General features: G+C 38.6%; 16 protein-coding genes and 1 tRNA gene. 11 read left to right on the forward strand and 6 right to left on the reverse strand.

The features are described 5' to 3' along the window. Positions 1 to 47: 47 nt before the first annotated feature. A complete protein-coding gene (proC, locus tag A5482_RS08780; RefSeq protein ID WP_069791531.1) occupies positions 48 to 857 on the forward strand; it encodes a pyrroline-5-carboxylate reductase in 810 nt (269 codons plus the stop codon). A 320-nt stretch (positions 858 to 1,177) separates the two neighbouring features. Here proC and minE read toward each other — a convergent pair whose 3' ends face one another. Both minE and minD read right to left on the reverse strand, forming a co-directional pair. Next, positions 1,178 to 1,456, reverse strand: a complete 279-nt coding sequence (gene minE, locus A5482_RS08785; RefSeq protein ID WP_069791530.1) for a cell division topological specificity factor MinE — start codon at positions 1,454 to 1,456, stop codon at positions 1,178 to 1,180. Between the two features lie 256 nt (positions 1,457 to 1,712). Beyond that, complete coding sequence (minD, locus tag A5482_RS08790; RefSeq protein ID WP_069791529.1) at positions 1,713 to 2,525, reverse strand: septum site-determining protein MinD; 813 nt, start codon at positions 2,523 to 2,525, stop codon at positions 1,713 to 1,715. Positions 2,526 to 2,674: 149 nt separating this feature from the next. Between minD and A5482_RS08795 the strand changes: the two genes are divergently transcribed. Together A5482_RS08795 and mfd are read left to right on the forward strand one after the other, a co-directional pair. After that, positions 2,675 to 2,747, forward strand: a tRNA-Ala gene (locus A5482_RS08795). A gap of 240 nt (positions 2,748 to 2,987) precedes the next feature. Next, complete coding sequence (mfd, locus tag A5482_RS08800) at positions 2,988 to 6,452, forward strand: transcription-repair coupling factor (RefSeq protein WP_069791528.1); 3,465 nt, start codon at positions 2,988 to 2,990, stop codon at positions 6,450 to 6,452. A gap of 49 nt (positions 6,453 to 6,501) precedes the next feature. On the opposite strand, the gene A5482_RS08805 is transcribed toward mfd, so the two are convergent. Further along, on the reverse strand, positions 6,502 to 7,596 hold the full coding sequence (locus A5482_RS08805) for an ISAs1 family transposase (RefSeq protein ID WP_069791932.1): 1,095 nt from the start codon (positions 7,594 to 7,596) through the stop codon (positions 6,502 to 6,504). 269 nt (positions 7,597 to 7,865) lie between these two features. Here A5482_RS08805 and A5482_RS08810 point away from each other — a divergent pair, with 269 nt between their 5' ends. Further along, positions 7,866 to 8,654: a peroxiredoxin-like family protein gene (locus tag A5482_RS08810; RefSeq protein WP_069791935.1), complete on the forward strand. Its 789-nt coding sequence runs from the start codon at positions 7,866 to 7,868 to the stop codon at positions 8,652 to 8,654. Between the two features lie 189 nt (positions 8,655 to 8,843). Here A5482_RS08810 and A5482_RS08815 read toward each other — a convergent pair whose 3' ends face one another. Beyond that, on the reverse strand, positions 8,844 to 9,119 hold the full coding sequence (locus tag A5482_RS08815) for a MoaD/ThiS family protein (protein WP_069791936.1): 276 nt from the start codon (positions 9,117 to 9,119) through the stop codon (positions 8,844 to 8,846). Positions 9,120 to 9,224: 105 nt separating this feature from the next. Next, positions 9,225 to 10,529, reverse strand: coding sequence for a threonine synthase (gene thrC, locus A5482_RS08820; protein ID WP_069791937.1), 1,305 nt, complete (start codon positions 10,527 to 10,529; stop codon positions 9,225 to 9,227). A gap of 260 nt (positions 10,530 to 10,789) precedes the next feature. On the opposite strand from thrC, the gene A5482_RS08825 reads away from it, so the two are divergent. The 7 genes from A5482_RS08825 (at position 10,790) to crtR (ending at position 19,031) form a co-directional block, all read left to right on the forward strand. Beyond that, on the forward strand, positions 10,790 to 11,482 hold the full coding sequence (locus A5482_RS08825; protein ID WP_083260504.1) for a DUF305 domain-containing protein: 693 nt from the start codon (positions 10,790 to 10,792) through the stop codon (positions 11,480 to 11,482). 113 nt (positions 11,483 to 11,595) lie between these two features. Continuing rightward, the gene (gene gshA / locus A5482_RS08830) at positions 11,596 to 12,738 is read left to right on the forward strand and encodes a glutamate--cysteine ligase (RefSeq protein WP_069791938.1); all 1,143 of its coding nucleotides are present in this window, start codon (positions 11,596 to 11,598) and stop codon (positions 12,736 to 12,738) included. 305 nt (positions 12,739 to 13,043) lie between these two features. Beyond that, a complete protein-coding gene (locus tag A5482_RS08835) occupies positions 13,044 to 13,643 on the forward strand; it encodes a superoxide dismutase (protein ID WP_069791939.1) in 600 nt (199 codons plus the stop codon). A 147-nt stretch (positions 13,644 to 13,790) separates the two neighbouring features. Then, positions 13,791 to 14,507, forward strand: a complete 717-nt coding sequence (locus A5482_RS08840) for a hypothetical protein (protein WP_069791940.1) — start codon at positions 13,791 to 13,793, stop codon at positions 14,505 to 14,507. 116 nt (positions 14,508 to 14,623) lie between these two features. Continuing rightward, positions 14,624 to 16,549 (forward strand): FAD-dependent oxidoreductase, encoded by a 1,926-nt coding sequence (locus A5482_RS08845; RefSeq protein WP_069791941.1) that lies wholly within the window; start codon positions 14,624 to 14,626, stop codon positions 16,547 to 16,549. A gap of 186 nt (positions 16,550 to 16,735) precedes the next feature. Then, the gene (cofH, locus tag A5482_RS08850; protein ID WP_069791942.1) at positions 16,736 to 17,836 is read left to right on the forward strand and encodes a 7,8-didemethyl-8-hydroxy-5-deazariboflavin synthase subunit CofH; all 1,101 of its coding nucleotides are present in this window, start codon (positions 16,736 to 16,738) and stop codon (positions 17,834 to 17,836) included. A 310-nt stretch (positions 17,837 to 18,146) separates the two neighbouring features. After that, on the forward strand, positions 18,147 to 19,031 hold the full coding sequence (crtR, locus tag A5482_RS08855) for a beta-carotene hydroxylase (RefSeq protein WP_069791943.1): 885 nt from the start codon (positions 18,147 to 18,149) through the stop codon (positions 19,029 to 19,031). Positions 19,032 to 19,190: 159 nt separating this feature from the next. Here crtR and A5482_RS08860 read toward each other — a convergent pair whose 3' ends face one another. Beyond that, a complete protein-coding gene (locus tag A5482_RS08860) occupies positions 19,191 to 21,443 on the reverse strand; it encodes a heavy metal translocating P-type ATPase (protein ID WP_069791944.1) in 2,253 nt (750 codons plus the stop codon). Positions 21,444 to 21,509: the final 66 nt, after the last annotated feature.

Here is a 21,509-nt window from a genome sequence, read left to right on the forward strand (position 1 = left end):
TTTTTAAGCCTTTCGTTAACCTATTAAATATAGTAATTATTTATTCTGTGTCTTATAAATTAGGGGTTATTGGTGGGGGAGTGATGGCAGAGGCTATCATCTCCTGCCTTTTAGACCAAAAAATATATCAATCTAATCAAATACAAGTCAGTGAACCTCAAATCTCTCGCCGAGAATATTGGCAGGATAGCTATGGGGTAGCGACTACCAATAATAACCAAGAACTTTTTGACCATTGCGAGGTTTTATTATTAGCTATCAAACCGCAGATTTTTTCTTTGGTGGCTTCTGAATTGGAGGGGATAAACTTTTCAAATTCTCCTCGTTTAATAATTTCTATTTTGGCTGGTACTTCTTTAGATAAATTAGAGTCAGTTTTTTCTCGCTCTGGAGTTATTCGAGTGATGCCTAATACTCCTGCTTTGGTAGGTAAAGGGATGACTGCGATCGCCCCTAATGGTAAAGTAAGTAAGGAAGATTTAACCGTAGCCCAATCCATTTTTGGTGCCATTGGGGAAGTGATAGAAGTACCAGAATATCAGATGGATGCAGTGACAGGATTATCAGGCTCTGGCCCTGCCTTTGTCGCCATGATGATCGAGGCTCTGAGCGATGGTGGTGTGGCTGTGGGCTTACCCCGTGCCATTGCTTCTCAACTGGCATTACAGACGGTGCTAGGTACCGCAGAATTGATCAAAACTAAACAACTCCATCCTGCTATCTTAAAAGACCAAGTTACTAGCCCGGGAGGCACTACCATTGCAGGGGTTGCTCAACTAGAAAAAAACGGTTTTCGCCATGCTCTCATAGAAGCTGTCAAGGCGGCTAAGGTGCGCTCGGAGGAGTTGAATGGATGATTAGGGATTAGGTGTTAGGTAAAATACTTGTAGTTTCAAGACTGTATTCTCAATTCTCCATCTTGTCCATTGCTTTTTGTAACAATCACCACGTTTAATTAAGCCTTATTGTTATGATGGAAATGTAGTTAAATATACAAAAAAATATTTACTATTTTTACACCATCAGATCCAAAAGAGGTGATTATTTATGACTCCTGAATACATGGACACAATTTATATCATGGTAATTATTACCCTTGCGAGTGTGGTTTTATTACCCATTTTTAGTTGGGTAATTTCCCATCGTAGTCATGCCTAAATCAAAGGTTAATTTTTATTTATTTTTCTTGATTGCGTTTTATTTTTTTGATAGGCAAATTGGCCTTTAAGGATGTAGTGCGATCGCTACTTTGAATAGAAAAATCCATCTCTTCAATATCAATATCAAGATAGCGACTAACTACTTCTAAAATTTCCATACGCATTTTATCGATTAGCTCAGGATTAACCCCTGCCCTATCGTTGGCAAGGACTAATTCAAGGCGATTTTTGGCACTCCTGCCGCTTTTTTCTTTATTACCCCAAGAGGTAATAGAATTAAAAATATCTTTGATCATATCTACATTATTTTAATAATTAATAATTATATAAGAAGAAAAGAATTTGGCTTTATTTAGTTCTTTAAAATAAGACATTAATAAACACTTAAAGCACTAGATAACGATAATAATAGTTAGTAATTTACCATTAATATTTATTGTGCGATCGCCTTTTAGGAAAAAATTTCATTTTTTCCATTAATTAATATATTTCCTCTTTCTAAAACTTAGAAAAAGTAATTTATAAAAATCATGGCGAAATAAAAATAAGTTATTAACCCTTATCAGACATCCCAAAAAAACGCTTAATTTTGGTAAAAAGATTATCTTGAGCGGCCATCAAATCCAAGTAAGGAATATCTGCCCCTTCAAGTCTTTTCGCAATATTTTTAATAGCGATTCCGGGTAAAGAAGGCTCTTTATCTAACACCAAAGGTTCACCACGGTTAGAAGATGTAATAATTCTCTTATCATCAGGAACAATACCAATTAAAGGTACAACCAATAAATCAATAATATCCTCAACACTAATCATTTCATCCATTTTTACCATTTCAGGACGCAGACGATTAATAATCAGGCGAATGCTAGACATCCCCTCACTTTCGAGTAAACCTACCACCCTATCAGCATCCCTTACCGCTGCCACTTCAGGAGTGGTGACAATGAGGGCTTCGGTGGCGGCCGCAATGGCGTTTCTAAAGCCCATTTCAATTCCTGCGGGACAATCCACAAGGATATAATCAAAATTGGGTTTTAGTTGAGCGATGACCTGCTTCATCTCTTCGGGGGTAATGGCATCTTTAGTGCGATTTTGAGCCGCAGGGAGTAGGTGTAAGCCTTGGGTGCGTTTATCCCTAACAATGGCTTTTTCTAGGGTACATTCCCCCGCAAGGGCATCCATAATGGTATAAACAACCCTTTGCTCTAATCCTAACAGTAGATCTAGGTTTCTCAGACCAAAATCCGCATCAATTAAGCAGACTTTTTTTCCTAGTTGGGCGATGGCGGTACCTAAATTAGAGGTAATAGTAGTTTTTCCTACTCCCCCTTTACCCGATGTAATTACAATAACTCTACATTTCATATAAATAAAATTACTAATACTCAGTTATGAATAATAATCAATAGTTTATAGCTATTCTCAGACAATAAACAAATAATTATGAGTCTTAGGGAATTTTGGTTGATTTTTCTATCAGTTTATGACATAATAGTTATTGCTTAAACAAGCAAGGGGCTATAACTCAGTTGGTAGAGTGTCACAATGGCATTGTGAAAGTCAGCGGTTCGAATCCGCTTAGCTCCATATAATAATTAGAGTTGGTAGTTAAGAGTTAACCAATGGTGTTAATTGATAATGGAGAATGGATAATAATCTTTTTTCTTTAATTCTTTGACTGATGGAAATTAAACCTGCCAATAACAAGCCTGACACCTAACCATGTTGATAACTACTATCCCGAACTGAGGTTAATATATTAAGATAACCGATAATTTTAAAAAACTAATTATCAACTATCAATTATCAATTCCCAATTGTTATTAAATGACCTTTTCTTCTGTTATAAGGGCGATCGCACATTCTCCCCTCACCAACGAATTAATCAATAAAATCAACCCCGATAAACCCTTCCATCTCCAAGGGGCATCAAGACTCGTAAAAGGCTTAGTCACCAGCGCCCTTGCCCAAAAACAGAACAAAAATTTATTAATTATCTGTGCCACCCTCGAAGAATCCGCCCGTTGGATGGCAAATATTGAAGCCATGGGCTGGAAACAAGTTTTTTTCTATCCCACTACCACCGCCAGTCCCTACGAAGCCCTCAACCCCGAATCCGAGATGATTTGGGGACAGATGCAGACTCTCAGCGGTTTAATTAGTAATAACGAACCCATTGCCGTCGTCACCACCGAACAAGCCCTACAACCCCATCTCCCCCCCGCCGATGTTTTCAGTAAATACTGCTTAAATTTAGTGCAGGGAATGACCCTAGATAGTAAACAAATTGACCTTACCTTGGCAAATATGGGTTATGAAAGGGTTAATTTAGTCGAAATCGAAGGACAGTGGGCGAAAAGAGGAGATTTGATAGATATATTTCCCGTATCCGCAGAATTACCCATCAGATTAGAGTTTTTTGGGGATGAACTAGAACAAATCAAAGAATTTGACCCCGTTTCTCAACGTAGCTTAGACAAAATCGAGAGTCTGAACTTAACCCCTAGTTCGTGGGATAGCATTATTTTGCAAAACATCTCCACCATAGAGACAATTAGACCATACTTGACCCCCCTAGAGCAAGATAATTTAGAAAATGATATTTATCCCGAAGGTGTTACCCGTTTTCTGGGCTTTGCCTTTGACCCTGTGGCAAGTATCCTCGATTATTTTGATGATAATACCATGGTCGCCATGGACGAACCAGCCCAATGTTTTGCCCATAGTCGCATTTGGACAGAACAAGCGGAGGAAAAATGGCAGTTAGTAAATGAATCCATCGGGCAAAATAAGGATCTTTTACCACCCCTCCATCGTGTCTTTGAAAAATCCTTAACTCAAATAAAATATCCTCAAATTCATTTAACAGAAATTGCCCAAGAAAACCAAGAAAATAGTCTCAACTTATCCTCTCGTCCTCTGCCTATTAGTCCCCATCAATTTGCCAAATTAGGGGAAATAATTAGGGGTAAAAAAGAAGTATATAACACCATCGATTTAAGTAAGTATAATACTTGGTTGATTTCTGCTCAACCCATGCGCTCTGTTGCTCTTTTACAAGACCATGATTGCCCTACCCAATTCATCTCTAATCATCTTGATTTTCCCACCATTGAAAAGTCCCATCGGCAAAATACTGCCGTTGCTTTGAAATACTCAGGACAAGCAGAATTAGAAGGTTTTATTTTACCTACTTTTCGCATAGCAGTTGTCACCGATAAAGAGTTTTTTGGACAACATAATTTAGCTACTCCGAGCTACATCCGAAAAAGGAGAAAAGCCGCCTCAAAACAGATTGATTTAGACAGGTTAAGACCTAATGATTTTGTGGTTCATAAACACCATGGTATCGGTCAATTTATTGAATTAGAAACTTTAGCTAGTCGTGAATATTTAGTAATAAAATATCTTGATGGTATTTTGAGAGTACCAGCAGAAAATTCAGAAGTATTAAGCCGTTATCGTTCTAGTGAAGATAAGCCTCCTAAATTATATAAACTGACAGGAAAAGAGTGGGATAATCTTAAAAACAAAGCCCGTAGATCCATTAAAAAATTAGCGGTTGACCTAGTAAAATTATATGCCACTCGTTCTAATTTAACAGGATTTGTTTACCCCGAAGATTCTCCATGGCAAAGGGAATTAGAAGACTCTTTTCCCTATGAACCAACCCCAGATCAATTAAAGGCAACTCAGGATGTAAAAATAGATTTAGAGAGCGATCGCCCCATGGATCGTTTAGTATGTGGAGATGTGGGATTTGGTAAAACAGAGGTAGCCATTAGAACCATTTTTAAAGTCATTACTGCAGGGAATAAACAAGTTGCTTTTTTAGCTCCCACCACCATTTTATCCCAACAACATTACCATACCTTACTTGAAAGATTCTCCCCTTATCCCATTAATGTGGGCTTATTAAATCGCTTTCGCACCGCCTCCGAAAGAAAAGAAATTATGCAAAAATTAGCCACAGGGGAATTAGATGTGGTAGTGGGTACTCACCAACTTTTAAGCAAGACCATTAAATATAAAGATTTAGGCTTATTAGTAATAGATGAAGAACAAAGATTTGGGGTAAATCAAAAAGAAAAAATCAAAGCCATGAAAACCTCCGTGGATGTTCTCACCCTCAGTGCTACTCCCATCCCCCGTACCCTTTATATGTCTATTTCTGGGGTGCGAGAAATGAGCCTTATTACCACCCCTCCCCCCAGTCGTCGCCCGATTAAAACCCACATCGGAGCCTTTAATGAAGGGATAATCCGCACTGCTATCCGTAATGAGTTGGATAGGGGAGGACAAATATTTTATGTGCTACCTCGCATCGAAGGCATGGATAAGGTAGTGGAAATGTTACAGAAAATGTTCCCTAGTTTGCGTATTGGTGTTGCCCATGGACAGATGCCCGAAGGGGAATTGGAATCGGCTATGTTAGGTTTTAATAATGGGGATGCAGACTTGTTGATTTGTACCACCATCATCGAGTCTGGGTTAGATATTCCGAGGGTAAATACCATCATTGTGGAGGATGCCCAAAAGTTTGGTTTGGCTCAACTATACCAGTTGCGCGGGAGGGTAGGACGTTCTGGGATTCAAGCCCACGCTTGGTTATTATATCCCGATGATATTAACCTCTCAGACAAAGCTAGGAAGCGTTTACGGGCATTGCAGGAGTTTTCCCAATTAGGTTCGGGGTATCATCTGGCAATGCGTGATATGGAGATAAGGGGGGTTGGTAGTCTTTTGGGTGCAGAGCAGTCGGGGCAGGTGGAAGCCATTGGTTTTGAGATGTACACGGAGATGTTAAAGGAAGCCATTGACGAAATTCAAGGGCAGGAAATTCCCACGGTGGAGGATACCCAAATAGATTTAAATCTTACTGCTTTTATTCCTAATCGTTATATTACCGATGTGGAGCAAAAAATGGACGCTTATCGAGCGGTGGCGACGGTTACTTGCGATCGAGATATTAAGCAAATTGAGCGGGATTGGTTGGATAGATATGGGGAAATTCCTGAACCTGCCCGACAGTTGTTACAGGTGGCGGATTTGAAACATAAGGCAAAATCCATTGGTTTTTCTCGCATTAAACCTGAAGGAAAGCAAAATATTATCTTGGAAACTCCTATGTTAGAACCTGGTTGGAATCTATTATTAGAAAAGTTGCCTCCCCATTTACACGGTCGTTTTGTCTATGGCAAGAAGAAGGTGATTGTCAGGGGATTGGGTGCGGTGAAGCCGACTCAGCAGTTGGAGACTTTGATTAATTGGTTTAATTGTCTTTGTGGTTAGGTAAGGGAATAAGATCCCCCTAACCCCCCTTAATAAGGGCAGGGGTGATTCATTCTAAGAGAAAAAAAAGAGACTCAAGTCTGGAGTAGAGCCATCTCTGGGCTTTTGTCACCGAAGGAAAATCAAGTAAGCGTAAAAGATTTAACGCTATAGTTTTGAGAATAGAGATATTAATAACGGCATTAAGGTTTTTGATAGGAGATTGATCCTCTTTTAAAATTACATCCTTAATCCAGTGTAAATTATTTTCAATACTCCAATGTTCTCTAATTTTTTGAGCAAAAACCATAGCATCTTTTTTGAGACTACTCATATAATAGAGTGTTTGTTGATATGGTTTTGAACCTCGAAATCCCTCTCGTTGAACTTCAATAACGGATTTAATACTGATCCAACGAGGGTCAATGTTTTCTGGTGGATTATATACAGATATTTTTCTTGTAATATGACGACCATGACTAAAATCAGTATCATAAAAACTACTACGAGAACATTGATATTTAACGACATCATCAATGGATTGATATAGTTTTTTCTGGTTCTTTTTTACAGTGATTAAATAATCATTATCAGATTCAATAATTTTGCGAGTAGTCTCTTTTTGACAGTGTAAAGCATCGAGAGTAAATACAGCGTTGGTAACAGTGCTATTAGTTATCAAATCTTGACTATAGGGAATTTCAGATCCTTTTTTATTCTGAAATGTTCTTAAACCATAAACCCTTTTATTTTGGTGATTAAATAAAGAGATAAATACAATGAAATCTTGTTGATTTCCATACTTATCTGTGACAGTATTTCTTAAACTTTTACCATCGATAGAAAAATATTCTTGCTCTTGTTGTACTGAAATTAATTCTTGAGACCATTGATTAAAAAGAGATTCTAATAAATGATGGTCAAAACTAGAAATAACCCTTCTAATAGTAGAGTAAGAAGGAAGGTTATTACTTTTTATCTTCAGCATTTTAGATAGTGCTTTTTCATTATATTGACAAAAATCTCCTATGGCTCTGTAGCCGATAAACCCAGAGATTGTTCCTAGTATAAAAACTGTTAAAATTACCCATAATTGATGTCTTTTCCCTTTTGGGTTACGATAATCCTCGATTTGTTGAAGTTTTTCTACTAGACTTTTAAGCATTATTGAATGTAAAACAATTAGGTGAGCATTTTCTAATTTACTAGAAAACATTCACCCTTTCTTTTATTTTACTCCCTACTTTGAATCACCCCTGCCTTAATAAGGGGGGAATGTAATTTTAAAATTAATTTACCCTCACCCCCAACCCCTCTCCCAAAAGGCGAGGGGGGAATGTAATTTCAAGTTTTTACAAATGATTCAGGACTGGTGTCTCAAAGTCAGCGGAAAAATTAGATAAAATTTAATTATCAATTATCAATTATTCCCCCATGACTAATTCTGCAACGGTAGGGCAGTTTGCCCCCTATACTATATTCCAAGAAACCCGACGACAAAGGGTAAGTGATGGCGAGATGATTTCTGTGTTGTCTGGTTGTGAAAATGTCCAGCGCACTTTAATGATAGTATTGCCCCAACTCGGTGATTTTGATACTTTGGAATATGCTTGGTGGTTGCAAAGGAAGTGGGATTTTATTGAAAATAATAACATTGCCGTAAGGGCGATCGCCATTGGAAACATAGAATCAGGGAAAAGGTTTTGTCAATATACGGGGTTTCCTGAAGAATATTTATTTATTGATACTACTGCCGACATTCATCGAGAGTTGGGGTTATATCAGGGTTTAAGTTGGGGTTTACCCTTCTTTTCAGAGGCTCAAAATGCTTGGTTAAATCTCTTGTTAATGTGCGCTGGAATTGGTAGTAAAGGCACGCTGAAAGAGGTTTTTAGGGGTTATAAGGGCGATCGCACTTCACCCTCATTATTTAAAAACGAAGAAGAAATAAAAATAAAACCCCTACCAGCTATCAAAGGAGAATTTTTTAACAAAGCAGGAAAAAATTATCAACGCCCCTTTGAATTAGCCACCCTCAGACTAAAAAACATGGTGGAAGTGTTAAATAATTGGCGAACCTATGTACCAGATGATCGCTACATCACCCAAAGAGGTGCAACATTTTTGTTCGATAATCAAGGTAACTTAATCTATGAACATCGAGATCAAGGAATCTTAGGATTTGCAAAAAATATGAGCAATCCTTTAGATTTTCTAACCTAATTATTATTAAAGTGAGCGATACCTACCATTAAGTATTTTTAAAATCTCTTTTTCTCCCCTTGCAAGGGGAGATGCTGAAAGCAAAGGGGTTGAGAAATTCAGCCAGTAGAACAAAAGTATTAAACAAATAATCACAAAAAAAAAGAGCTGAACAATGTTCAACCCTCAGAATAATTGTCAATTCGATAATCAACCTCCCGCAACCGCAGGCACAATACTTACCTCATCACCATCACTTAAAGCAGTGTCAGTATTATCTAAAAATCTGATGTCCTCACTGTTAACATAGAAATTGAGGAAACGACGGGGAATGCCTTGCTCATCACACAAACGGGCTTTGATACCGGGAAAATTAGCCTCTAGGGAATCAATCAAACCTGCTACGCTAGTAGCTTCACATTCAACGGTAGCCTCTTCTTTGGTGAATTTTTGTAAGGGGGTGGGAATTAATACTTTTACTGCCATTGTTCTATGAATATTTTTTAAATAATAATAATTTTGCAAAAAAAAAGACCCTTAAAAAGTCTTCGGAACACAAGGGGTCATAAACCCCCTGTTTAGAAATCTATTTTACACTAAAACCTGTTGCCATTCTAGGCGACCAAGAGTACGAGAGCGCTCTAAAGCTCTTTCAAAACTGTCTAATTTAGGATCGATTAAAAGAGGTTCACCGATATAACCCTGTACAGCTTCTTGGGTTTTCAAACCATTACCAGTGATGTAAACCACGGTAGTTTCTTCAGGGTCAATTTTTCCTGCTTCCACTAACTTCTTAAGCACGGCGATGGTAGTACCTCCAGCGGTTTCGGTGAAGATACCTTCAGTTTCGGCTAAAAGTTTCATTCCTTCAATGATTTCAGCATCAGTTACTGACTCAATATTACCGTTAGTTTTACGGGCAATATCAAGGGCATAAACACCGTCAGCAGGATTCCCGATCGCAATGGATTTGGCAATGGTGTTAGGTTTCACAGGGGTTACAAAGTCTCTTCCTTCTTTGAAAGCCTGAGCGATGGGAGAACATCCTTCCGCTTGCGCACCGCTGAAACGAACTTCTTTGTCATCTACTAAACCAACTTTGACAAATTCTTGGAATCCTTTATAAATTTTGGTGAATAAAGAACCAGAAGCCAAAGGTGCAACAATGTGATCAGGTAATTTCCAGCCCAGTTGTTCTGCTACTTCGTAACCGAGGGTTTTGGAGCCTTCGGAGTAGTAGGGACGGAGGTTGATGTTCACAAAGCCCCAGCCGTAGGTGTTACCTACTTCTGAACAAAGACGGTTAACTTGATCGTAATTTCCTTTTACCGCCATGACGGTGGGGTTGTAGATTAAAGTACCTAATACCTTACCTGCTTCGAGGTCGGAGGGAATAAATACACAACAGTCTAAACCAGCATGAGCGGCGATCGCAGCGGTGGAGTTAGCGAGGTTTCCTGTACTAGCACAAGATACAGTGGTAAAACCTAATTCTTTGGCACGAGTTAAAGCAACGGAGACTACCCGATCCTTAAAGCTAAGGGTGGGCATATTAACAGCATCATTTTTAATATAGAGATTTTTTAGACCTAAGCGACGGGCCAAACGATTGGACTTCATTAAAGGAGTCATTCCTGTACCAACATCGATGGGGTTGTCGGTTTCTACAGGTAAAAACGGCTTGTAACGCCAAATGGAGTTAGGGCCTGCGGCAATACTTTCACGGCTCACCTGACGACGAATTTCATCGTAATCATAGGCAACTTCGAGGGGAGCGAAGGTTTCTTCGCAAATATTCATCGCCTTGAGGGGATATTCTGTTCCGCCCTCTTTGGATACTAATTTTGTGAAAGTTGGTTTTTTCTTGGTGGTGTCAGTTGCGATCGCAGTTGTCATAATGCTTTTTTCTCCGTGTGCTTTAACTACTTACTGGAAATTTCTAATTAATCGATGATTGCTTGAATATAAGCATAACAACTCATCATGAAACTGTCAACTATACCCGACTTTTTTTGTCGGGATTGACTTAGGTTGCCATGAGTGATTTTGCCTGATTCTTACATTCGGTATATTCCAGAGCATCATAAAACCACCAACAAAAAAAATAAATGTTAGGCTATCTCTCGGAAAAAAATACATAACGCAAATATTCTACGATGTTAAAAAATAAAATTATTTTGACCATTTTCATCACTAGCCTGACAGGTATTATTGGGGCTTGTACAAGTCCAGAAGAAAACGACCCCCTCGGACTTGGGGGAGCCGATTCTGAAATTGGTATCACGGAAAAATCAATGGATCACAGTATGATGGATCACGGTTCCATGGACTATAGTCAGATGAACCATACCATGGACCTAGGAGAAGCCGACGAACAGTATAACCTTAGATTTATTGATGCCATGATTCCCCATCATCAAGGAGCTTTGACTATGGCTCAAGAAGCCCTAGAAAAGTCCTCCCGTCCAGAAATCCAAAATCTAGCGACGGAGATAGCACAAGCTCAACAAATTGAAATCTTAGAAATGCAACAATGGCGCTCTGATTGGTATCCTGACGCACCGGAAACACCTACAGCATGGGATCCTCAGACTAATCAAACTATCCCCATGACCCCTGAACAAATGATGGCGATGACCATGGATATGGATTTAGGGGCAGAAGATGAACAGTTTGACCTAAGATTTATCGATGCTATGATTCCTCATCATGAAGCGGCGGTTATTATGGCTCAAGATGCCCTAGAAAAATCTGATAATCCTGAAATACAAGCCGTAGCTCAAAATATCATCAATAGCCAACAAGCTGAAATAGAGGAATTACAAAAGTGGCGAAGCCAATGGTATTAGTTCTCAACCATGAAGTCTTAGAGCATTAACTGTTCATTAATTATCAATTGTTCTATAACCTTTCTGGACTTATAATTGAGAATGAAATGATCACTAAAAATTGAGGAAAAGCGGTGCTACTATCAAAGGGTTTTGAGGTTGAAGTCTATACAGGAACACCAGAAGGAAAGGTAGTGGGGCTTTCTAGTCAAATCGTCAGAGACTTACATGGTTTTGTGAGAGAGCCAGATAGTCGTAATGTAGAATATACCACCGCCCCTCTGTGTAATTACGATCGCCTCCTATGTGCCTTATTACGCCCCCGTAGAGACTTACGAAACTATCTAAAATCCCTTGGAGACTATACCATCGTACCGGGTAGCACCCTTTCCCTCGGAGATAGTAGTCGTTTTCATCGCTCAGATCCAGATAATCATTATCATGACTACATCGAAAACACTTACCATACCAATATCGTCACCGCCAGTATCCACATCAACATCGGCATCGATGACATTGAAACGCTCATGAGAGCCTATCGTCTCATCAGACTAGAAGCCCCCCTCATCCTCGCTCTTAGTGCCTCTTCTCCCTTCCTCGATAACAAACCCTCTGGGTATCATTCCACCCGTTGGCATTTGTTTCCCCATACCCCCAAAGATGTACCCCTATTCCACAACCACCAACATTTTATTGATTGGACACAAGAACAACTTATTCTCGGTACCATGCAAAATGTAAGACATTTGTGGTGTTCTGTACGTCCTAACGGGGATAACCGCCCCTACAGTCTCAATCGTTTGGAATTGAGAATATCGGATTTAGTATTAAACCCCATACACTTGTTAGCCATTACCGCCATCATCGAGGCGAGAATTTGGCAGGTTTTAGAAAATAAAGATTTAGATCCTTTAACCCAAAGTACCATTAAAGAAACCGAACTATTAAAAATGGTTAAATATAATGAGCAAGCAGTTAGTAAAAATAGTTTAAATGCTCAACTTTTTCACTGGCAAGATGGACGAAAGATTGTTGCTAAAGAATGGATAGAACAACTTTTACCCGAATTATTCCCCATTGCCAAGGCAAAAGGTTTTAGTTGTTTTCTCAGCCCTACCTATAAAATGTTAGAACAGGGTAATCAAGCTCAACAATGGCTCCATCAATATGATCAGGGTATGAGTATTCCTGAAATTATCACCCAAGCTATTAAATCAACTCACCAAGAAGAAGTTGAGTTAGAGGATAAACTTTGTGAGCAAGTTTTGGTAGCTTAACACTTTTTCTCACTTCCCGTGCAACTTAGTTCTTGTTTATATTACTGAAATTCCCATTCAACTCATAATCATAAGTTGACCATATAAATTTCTGATGAGATTTTTCTGTTAATTTCTGCGTTCTTCAGATGTTGGTCACAACAAAATAGTCTCCATGGGAAAATTTCATTCATTACTTATGCAACTTGACAACGATCGCCCTTAGATGATAGCTTGGGAATAGCAAACTAAGAATCATTCTTAAAAACTAAAGAAAGTTTGTTAAGATTTATTTATAAAACTAAACTACGGCAATAAAAAATAATATGACTTACGAATTAGCACCCCTTCCTTACGACTACACTGCCTTAGAGCCTTGTATCTCTAAAAGCACCCTAGAATTTCACCATGACAAACATCATGCCGCTTATGTAAGTAAATACAATGATGCAGTCAAAGGTACCGAATTAGAATCTAAATCCATCGAAGAAGTAATCAAAAGCATTGCAGGTGACGCTAGTAAAGCCGGTGTATTCAACAATGCTGCCCAAGCATGGAATCACAGCTTCTACTGGCAATGTATGAAGCCCAATGGTGGTGGTACTCCCACTGGAGAATTAGCAGCTAAAATTGACGCTGACTTTGGTAGCTTTGATAAATTTGTAGAGGCATTCAAAGCAGCTGGTGCCACTCAATTTGGTAGCGGCTGGGCTTGGTTAGTCCTAGACAACGGTACTTTGAAAGTAACCAAAACTGGAAACGCAGACAACCCTATCACCGCAGGGCAAACTCCCCTCCTTACCATGGACGTATGGGAACACGCTTACTACCTAGATTATCAAAACAAGCGTCCTGCTTATATCGATGATTTCTTAGGTAAATTAGTAAACTGGGATTTTGTCGCTCAAAACTTAGCTAACGCTTAAGATTAGATTTTAAGAACATTTTTACTAATTATTTAAGACATTAGCGAAAATTAAAAGAAAATAAATAATAAGATAGAGGGAAAATCACACCGAAACTATTATATTAGTGGTGTTTGGTTTCCCTTTTTCTTTAATCAAAATCTTCTTATGAATAGTAATATTGTTTTAACCAGTAAACTAATCACCATTGATCACGGTCAGTATATAGTAAAAGTAAAAGCACAACAAGAAAACAAAACCATTGGTAGCGCCCTAGCCTCCGCTTACAGTGTCGAAGAAGCCGAAGATAAAGCCCGTCAAAGAGTCTTAAAATTGATAAACCAAACAATTATTACCTCATCCCCTCCACAATCCCCCAACAATCCATCCCCAACGGTTAATGTTAGCCCTTCAAAACCCCAAATACCTAAAAATATCCCTACTCCTGATAAAGAAATATTAACCCCTCCCCCAGCGGTGACCCCAGAAAAACAAGGAAAAATTAGTCCTCCCCCACAGGCCGAATTAAATCCCATTCCAGCTTTAGACAATAACCCTCCTATCACAGAAACTATAGCTTCTGATAATCAAACAATAGAGCCTGAAGAAACTTTGCCTAATAGCACAGAACTACCTTTATCCTACCAAGAAGAAGAAAAGCCAGAAGAAGTTGAAGTTATTTCACCCCCAAATAATAAATTTGACTTAACTGATGCCGTTGATTTTAGTCAAGTAATAGACCAAACTACCATAGAATTAAAAAGATTGGGTTGGACTCAAGAAGAAGGTAAAAAATATTTACTCGAAACCTATGGAAAAAAATCCCGTCATCTATTATCAGACGAAGAATTGATTGAATTTTTAACCTATTTACAAACCCAATAGGATTAATGGAAAATTATCAAAGTTTTTTGGTAAATTCTCATTAATTTTTATCCTTTGAATTTAATAATTTGGTAAAGTAATATTAAGTTTTTTAGTCATTATTTTCATTTTTTTTCATGAATAGTCGTTTTTCTCGTCGCAGTTTATTAAAATTTTTTGCTTTCAGTAGTATTCTCGGACTTGTGGGGTATTCTAGGGTGGCAAAACCAAAACCAACGATACACAAAGGAGATACCCTCGATTTACCCCGTTATCTAACCAAGAAAAAGAAAGTGGTTGTCATTGGTGGAGGTTTGGCTGGGTTGGCTTCTGCCTATGAATTAAGCCAAAGGGGTTTTGAAGTTACTTTATTAGAAAAGTCGCCCCAATTGGGGGGGAAAATTGCCAGTTGGGATATTCAAGTAGGGGATGAAAAGTTTAGGATGGAACATGGTTTCCATGGATTTTTCCCCCAATACTATAATCTTAAAAGCATTGTTAGTGAAATTAATATTACTGACAATTTTAAGTCCCTTGATTTTTATTCCGTTGTGTTTAAAGATGCTCAATATAAACCTGAGAATTTTCGCCCTAGTCATTCGGCTTTTCCATGGAATATTGTTGATTTGGCTATTTCGAGTGATAATGCCCTTCATTGGGGGATTAATTTAGCAAATCCTGAACATTGGCGGGTTTTTAGGACGATTGCAGGATTCAAAATTCCTAATACCTATCATGAGTTGGATAATATTTCGGTGAAAGATTGGGCAGCCAAGGGAATTCCTCAAGGGTTATTTGATTTATACTTTTTACCTTTTGCTAAGTCTTCTCTCAATGCTCCTGATATGCTTAGTACTGGTGAATTAATGCAGTTTTTCCATTTTTACTTTTTTGGTAATCCTGAAGGATTGGCTTTTAATGGCACGGTGGATGATATGGGTAGAAGTTTAGTTAATCCCATTGCTGATACCATAATAAACAATGGTGGTAGGGTTGTGACTGAGGCGAATATCAGTAAAATAAAATGTGATGGTGACAAAATTACTTCCTTAGAATATTATCAAGGACAAGGGGAGAGTAGTGTTCCTTTTTGGGTTAGTGCCAATCCTCTATTGGAAGATGAGCAATATAATTATTATGGTGCGGGCGATCGCCTCTTTGCCGTTACCAAAGATACTAAACAAGCAATTTCCCTCAGTTGTACCCACCAAGGATGTATCGTCAACAAACAAGAAGATGGTAAATTTTTATGCCCCTGTCATTCCGCCCTCTACGAAAATGATGGAACTTTATTACAAGGGCCTGCGAAACGTAGTTTAAACACCTATACTGTTATAGGACAAAAAGATGACCAAATTCAACTCATCGCCAATAATCCTGACGAAAACGTTAAACCAGAGGTACTAGAAGCCGATTATTTCGTTATCTCAACGGATGTGCCAGGGGTAAAACACCTATTCAACCTCATGGAAGTAGATGGGGAAACTTGCAGCACTACCCAAGCCCAAGTTAAACAACTAGCATTAGCTGATCCCTTTGCGGTGGCTAGGTTTTGGCTAGATAAAGACTTTGAATGGGAACATAGTAATTTTGCTTCCTTGTCGGGATATTCCCTCACCGATAGCATTTGTTTATATCATCGCATCCAAAATGAATACATCGCTTGGGCGCAAAAAACGGGAGGTAGTGTGGTGGAATTGCATTCTTATTGTTACAAAGAAAAAGAATTTCCTACCCAAGAGCTAATTTTAGAAACCTTTGAGAGAGAATTATCAGAAATTGTCCCTGCCTTAAAAGACGCTAAAATACTCCATAAACAATTAGTAAACCAGAAAAACTTCTCAGGGTATCCCCCCAATAGTTTTGAGCAACGCCCCGTCACCGAAACCCAACTTAAAAACCTCATGTTTGCTGGGGATTGGGTAAAAATGCCTTTCCCTTGCGGTTTGATGGAAAGGGCTATTAGTAGCGGTTTGTTATCGGCTAATGGTATTCTCCATAAAGAGGGCTTGAAACGGAGAGATTTATTATCAGTTAATCCTTCTGGTTTATTGACTATTTAGAATGGGATGAAAAAGTATAATTTTGAGACTAAAAAACAAAGATAGAAACTGATCACTATTAGTCGCAAGGGGTTTAAACCCCTTGTTTAAAGGGTTAAGCTAGTCTTGATTGAATCATAACTATACTGTTTTCTCATAATATATTTAAGAATATGATCTATATGATGTCTAATTTTATAAAAAATAATGTCTAATGAAATTTATCTCACATATACAAAAGAGCAACTTTTAAATATTTTAAGAAACTATCAAAATAGTAGTCTTGAGGAGCTAAGAAAAGAAGCAGATAATTTGAGAAAAAAACAAGTAGGAGATAGAGTTACCTATGTGGTAAATCGTAATATTAATTTTACGAATATTTGTGAGCAACACTGTAGTTTTTGTGCTTTTAGAAAAGATGAAGGGCAGATAGGAGCTTTTTGGTTAGATATTGAAACTATTTTAGGTAAATGTCAGGATGCTATGGATGTTGGTGCCACAGAAATTTGTATGCAAGGGGGTTTAAATCCTCAAGCACAAATTCAAGGAAGTAGTTTAAAGTATTATTTAGAATTAATTAAAGGTATAAAAACAGAATTTCCACAATTACATTTACATGGTTTTTCCCCCCAAGAAATAGAGTTTATTGCCCGTCAAGATAATCTTACTTTTAGGGATGTAATTATTACTTTTAGAGATCATGGTTTAGGTTCAATGCCAGGCACTGCGGCGGAAATTTTAGATGATAAAGTAAGAAAAATAATCTGTCCTGAAAAAATTAATACTTTCGTATGGATGGAAATTATTTCGACAGCCCATAGTCTCGGAGTGCCAACCACAAGCACCATGTTGTGCGGACATATCGAAACCCCAGAGCAACAATTAGACCATTTATTTAAAGTGCGATCGCTCCAGGAAACTGCTATAGTTAATGATTATCCAGCCAAAATAACCGAATTTATTTTACTTCCTTTCGTGGGAGAAGAAGCCCCCAAACCCTTACGAAATAGAGTGGGGCGGAATCAACCCGATTTATTAGCCACCCTTGTTTTAACTGCGGTTTCTCGTATAGTCTTGGGGGATGTTATTATCAACCATCAACCCAGCTGGGTTAAATTAGGACTAGAAGGAGCATTACAGGCATTGCAGTGGGGTTGTAACGACATCGGCGGTACACTGATGGAAGAGCATATTACCACCATGGCAGGAGCAAAAGGAGGCACCTGTTTAGACGTAGCAACTATTCAAAAAGCTATTACCTCTATTAATCGCCCTTATGGTCAAAGAAATACTCTTTATGAAAACTAACCACTTCATTTACCAGAAAAAATCTTTATTTTCTTAATAGTTACAAAACAACAAAAATAATTACCCACAAATTAATTATTCCAATAAAAAAATATATTACCCTACAAAGAATATTTTTCTAATTTGTTTTTTATCACAAAGGTATTTATCATCTCAGAAAACAAAAACATTAATACTTAATAAATGGTTATGGTTGTTACGGTGGGGCATTAATAGCTGAAATTAATTTACAAAACTTTACGGAGTAGTCAAAAATATTGTAAACTACCACAAGGAAATAAATTAATAAAGGAAGGAGAAAACATCAGCAATGCAGTCGTCCGCATCTGTATTGAAAACAACAATACCAAAAGAATTTCTAAAAGCACCCGATGGCTTTAACCCTAACGTCATAATGTTTATAAGTGCAATTTTACTAATTACCATATCAACTTGTGGTTATTTTTTATGGGGATGGGCTAGTTGGATTTGTTTTTGTTCTAATGTCTTAGCCCTACATCTTTCAGGCACAGTGATTCATGACGCTTCCCACAATAGTGGACACCGCAATCGTATTATAAATGCCATTTTAGGTCATGGTAGTGCTTTAATGTTGGGTTTTGCGTTCCCTGTGTTTACAAGGGTACATTTACAACATCATGCCCATGTTAACGATCCTGAGAATGATCCGGATCATTTTGTTTCTACGGGAGGCCCTTTGTGGATGATTGCCGCTAGGTTTTTCTATCATGAGATATTTTTCTTTAAGCGTAAATTGTGGCGTAAATATGAGCTTTTGGAATGGTTTTTAAGCCGTTTATTTCTATTTACTATTGTATTTTTGGCAATTCATTATGGTTTTATTGGCTATGTGATGAATTTTTGGTTTGTACCGGCTTTGGTGGTAGGCATTGCGTTAGGGTTGTTTTTTGATTATTTACCCCATCGTCCTTTTAAGGAAACGAACAGATGGAAAAATGCAAGGGTGTATCCAGGGAAAGTTTTAAATGTTCTAATTTTAGGACAGAATTATCATTTAATTCATCATCTTTGGCCTTCTATTCCTTGGTATAAGTATCAATCTGCTTACTATGCCGCCAAACCTATCTTAGACGCTAAAGGTTGTGATCAATCTTTAGACTTAATGAATGGTAGAAATTTTGGCAGTTTTCTTTATGATTTTTTCCTTGGTATTCGTTTTCACGGAAAACACTGAATAATTGATAATTAACAATGGGCAATTAAGCTGATTATTAATTGATATTGTTGATGTTGAATTGTTTGTAGAAATAAATGATTTTTCATAAAAAAGTTAGTTGGGTGGCAAGGGGTTTAAACCCCTTGTTGTTAAAGAAAAATTTGCACTACTATTTTTTTACAGTTTCGTTTTACGGAGTCTGAGGGCGTTTGTTACCACGGAAACGGAACTAAATGCCATGGCAGCCCCTGCGATGATAGGGTTTAATAGAAGTCCAAAGAAGGGATAAAACACCCCTGCCGCTACGGGAATCCCAATTACGTTATAAATATAGGCAAAAAAGAGATTTTGTTTGATGTTTGCCATGGTTGCTTTGCTCAGTTTGATGGCACTGACAATGGTTTTTAAATCCCCTGAAATTAAAGTGATGTCACTAGATGCGATCGCAACGTCTGTTCCTGTACCAATGGCAAAACCCACATCTGCCTGAGCTAGGGCAGGGGCATCATTGATGCCATCCCCCACCATCGCCACTAGATTGCCTGTTTGTTGCTGTATTTCCTTAATTTTGTTTGTTTTGTCCTCGGGGCGTACTTGGGCAAAAAAGCGACGAATACCCACCTCTGAGGCAATCTTTTCCGCAGTCCTTTGATTATCTCCCGTCAACATAATTACTTCTAAACCTTGTTTTTGTAGTTGTTGCACCGCCTCCCAAGAATTTTCCTTGAGGGCATCGGAGAGCGCCATTAAGCCTTCAATTTCTTGGTCAATGGCTATCCATGCGTTAGTCTTAGTAAATACCTCCTCAGGGACGATATTTTCTAACTTAACCGTATCAATACCCAACTCCTCAAACCATTTTTGAGTACCCACTTGGATAAAATGACCATCAACAAAACCCTGCACCCCACAACCCGAAACCGCTTCAAAATTAGTAATTCTGTCATCAAGACTGATTTCTTGTTTTTGGGCATATTCCACAATGGCTTGGGCGAGGGGATGCTCTGAATTTTTTTCGAGGGTTGCTACTTGTTTTAAAATACTTTGTTCAAAAGCACTGCCCTTGAGGGTAATAAAGTTGGTGACGACAGGCTTTCCTTCGGTTAAAGTGCCTGTTTTGTCGAGGACGATGGTTTTGACACGGTGGGCTAACTCCAAACTCCCTGCATCTTTGATTAAAATGCCATGTTTTGCCCCTAACCCTGTACCCACCATAATAGATGTGGGAGTGGCTAAACCAAGGGCGCAAGGACAAGCGATAATTAATACGGTAACGGAGGCGATGAGGGCAAAGGTGAAGTTACCTGCCATTATCCACCAAGCAAGGAAGGTAATTATGGCAATTATAATCACTACAGGGACAAACCAAGAGGTAATTTTATCCGCTAATTTTTGGATGGGGGCTTTACTGCCTTGGGCTTGTTTTACTAATTCCACAATTTGTGCCAAGACGGTGTCTTTGCCTACCCGAGTGGCTTTAAATTTGAAACTACCTGTTTTGTTGATGGTGGCACCGATTACTTCTTCTCCTTGACTACGGCGCACGGCTTCTGATTCCCCTGTCACCATACTTTCATCAATGGATGATTCTCCTTCGGTGATGATGCCATCTACGGGTATTTTTTCCCCGGGGCGTACTAAGATAATGTCGTCTAGTTGTACTGTTTCGATGGGAATATCTTGCTCTTTTCCGTCTTTGATTACCCGAGCGGTTTTTGCCCCCAGTTGTAATAGTTGGGTGATGGCTTCGGAGGTTTGTCTTTTGGCTCGATGTTCGAGTAGTTTTCCTAGTAATAATAGGGTGATGATGACGGCGGCGGTTTCGTAATACACCATGGGATGGATGCCTTCTCTTTCTATTACCTCTGGGAAGAAGGTGACGAATAGGGAATAAAAATAAGCGGCGCCCGTGCCGAGGGATACGAGGGTATCCATCGTGGCGCTACCATGGCGGATAGATGCGATCGCACCTTGCCAAAAGGACTGTCCACAAAGGAATAAAACGGGAGTGGCTAAAACTAACTGTAATAAAGGGCTTTGAAACCACATGGGGATAAATGGCATTTCTAACCCCGTCATCATGGGTAGTGATGAAATCATCAGAAAAATACTGATAACTGCACCAATAATTAACCTATTTAATAATATCTTTTCATGGCGCTTATGGGCGATCGCCTCTTGCTCTGGATTAATACCATCAGGGGGCAAGGCAAAAGCCTGATAACCAGCATTTTGTACCGCTTTGATAATGCTATCAAGGTTCGTTTTTTCGTGGTCATATTTTACCGTCGCCTCGGCAATAGCAAAATTCACCATACATTCCTCTACCCCCACCACCTTATTAATAGAACTTTCAATTTTTCCCGCACAAGCCGCACAGCCCATGCCCTCTAGTTTTAGGGTTTCTCTTTCCTGTATATTCCTAGGCATTATTTATTATTCTCTTCTATCACTAATTCCACCATAAAGCCTCTAGTGGGCTGGATAGTTTATCGT

This window comes from Cyanobacterium sp. IPPAS B-1200 (assembly GCF_001747005.2).
Taxonomy (GTDB): Bacteria; Cyanobacteriota; Cyanobacteriia; order Cyanobacteriales; family Cyanobacteriaceae; genus Cyanobacterium.

Excerpts from the sequence above, each read along its gene's own strand:
- A5482_RS08815 (WP_069791936.1), bottom strand. The coding sequence starts at position 9,119 with ATGGCAGTAAAAGTATTAATTCCCACCCCCTTACAAAAATTCACCAAA.
- A5482_RS08860 (WP_069791944.1), bottom strand. The coding sequence starts at position 21,443 with ATGCCTAGGAATATACAGGAAAGAGAAACCCTAAAACTAGAGGGCATG.
- A5482_RS08810 (WP_069791935.1), top strand. The coding sequence starts at position 7,866 with ATGACTAATTCTGCAACGGTAGGGCAGTTTGCCCCCTATACTATATTC.
- A5482_RS08840 (WP_069791940.1), top strand. The coding sequence starts at position 13,791 with ATGAATAGTAATATTGTTTTAACCAGTAAACTAATCACCATTGATCAC.
- mfd (WP_069791528.1), top strand. The coding sequence starts at position 2,988 with ATGACCTTTTCTTCTGTTATAAGGGCGATCGCACATTCTCCCCTCACC.
- A5482_RS08805 (WP_069791932.1), bottom strand. The coding sequence starts at position 7,596 with ATGCTTAAAAGTCTAGTAGAAAAACTTCAACAAATCGAGGATTATCGT.
- minE (WP_069791530.1), bottom strand. The coding sequence starts at position 1,456 with ATGATCAAAGATATTTTTAATTCTATTACCTCTTGGGGTAATAAAGAA.
- minD (WP_069791529.1), bottom strand. The coding sequence starts at position 2,525 with ATGAAATGTAGAGTTATTGTAATTACATCGGGTAAAGGGGGAGTAGGA.
- crtR (WP_069791943.1), top strand. The coding sequence starts at position 18,147 with ATGCAGTCGTCCGCATCTGTATTGAAAACAACAATACCAAAAGAATTT.
- A5482_RS08825 (WP_083260504.1), top strand. The coding sequence starts at position 10,790 with ATGTTAAAAAATAAAATTATTTTGACCATTTTCATCACTAGCCTGACA.
- thrC (WP_069791937.1), bottom strand. The coding sequence starts at position 10,529 with ATGACAACTGCGATCGCAACTGACACCACCAAGAAAAAACCAACTTTC.
- A5482_RS08845 (WP_069791941.1), top strand. The coding sequence starts at position 14,624 with ATGAATAGTCGTTTTTCTCGTCGCAGTTTATTAAAATTTTTTGCTTTC.
- cofH (WP_069791942.1), top strand. The coding sequence starts at position 16,736 with ATGTCTAATGAAATTTATCTCACATATACAAAAGAGCAACTTTTAAAT.
- A5482_RS08835 (WP_069791939.1), top strand. The coding sequence starts at position 13,044 with ATGACTTACGAATTAGCACCCCTTCCTTACGACTACACTGCCTTAGAG.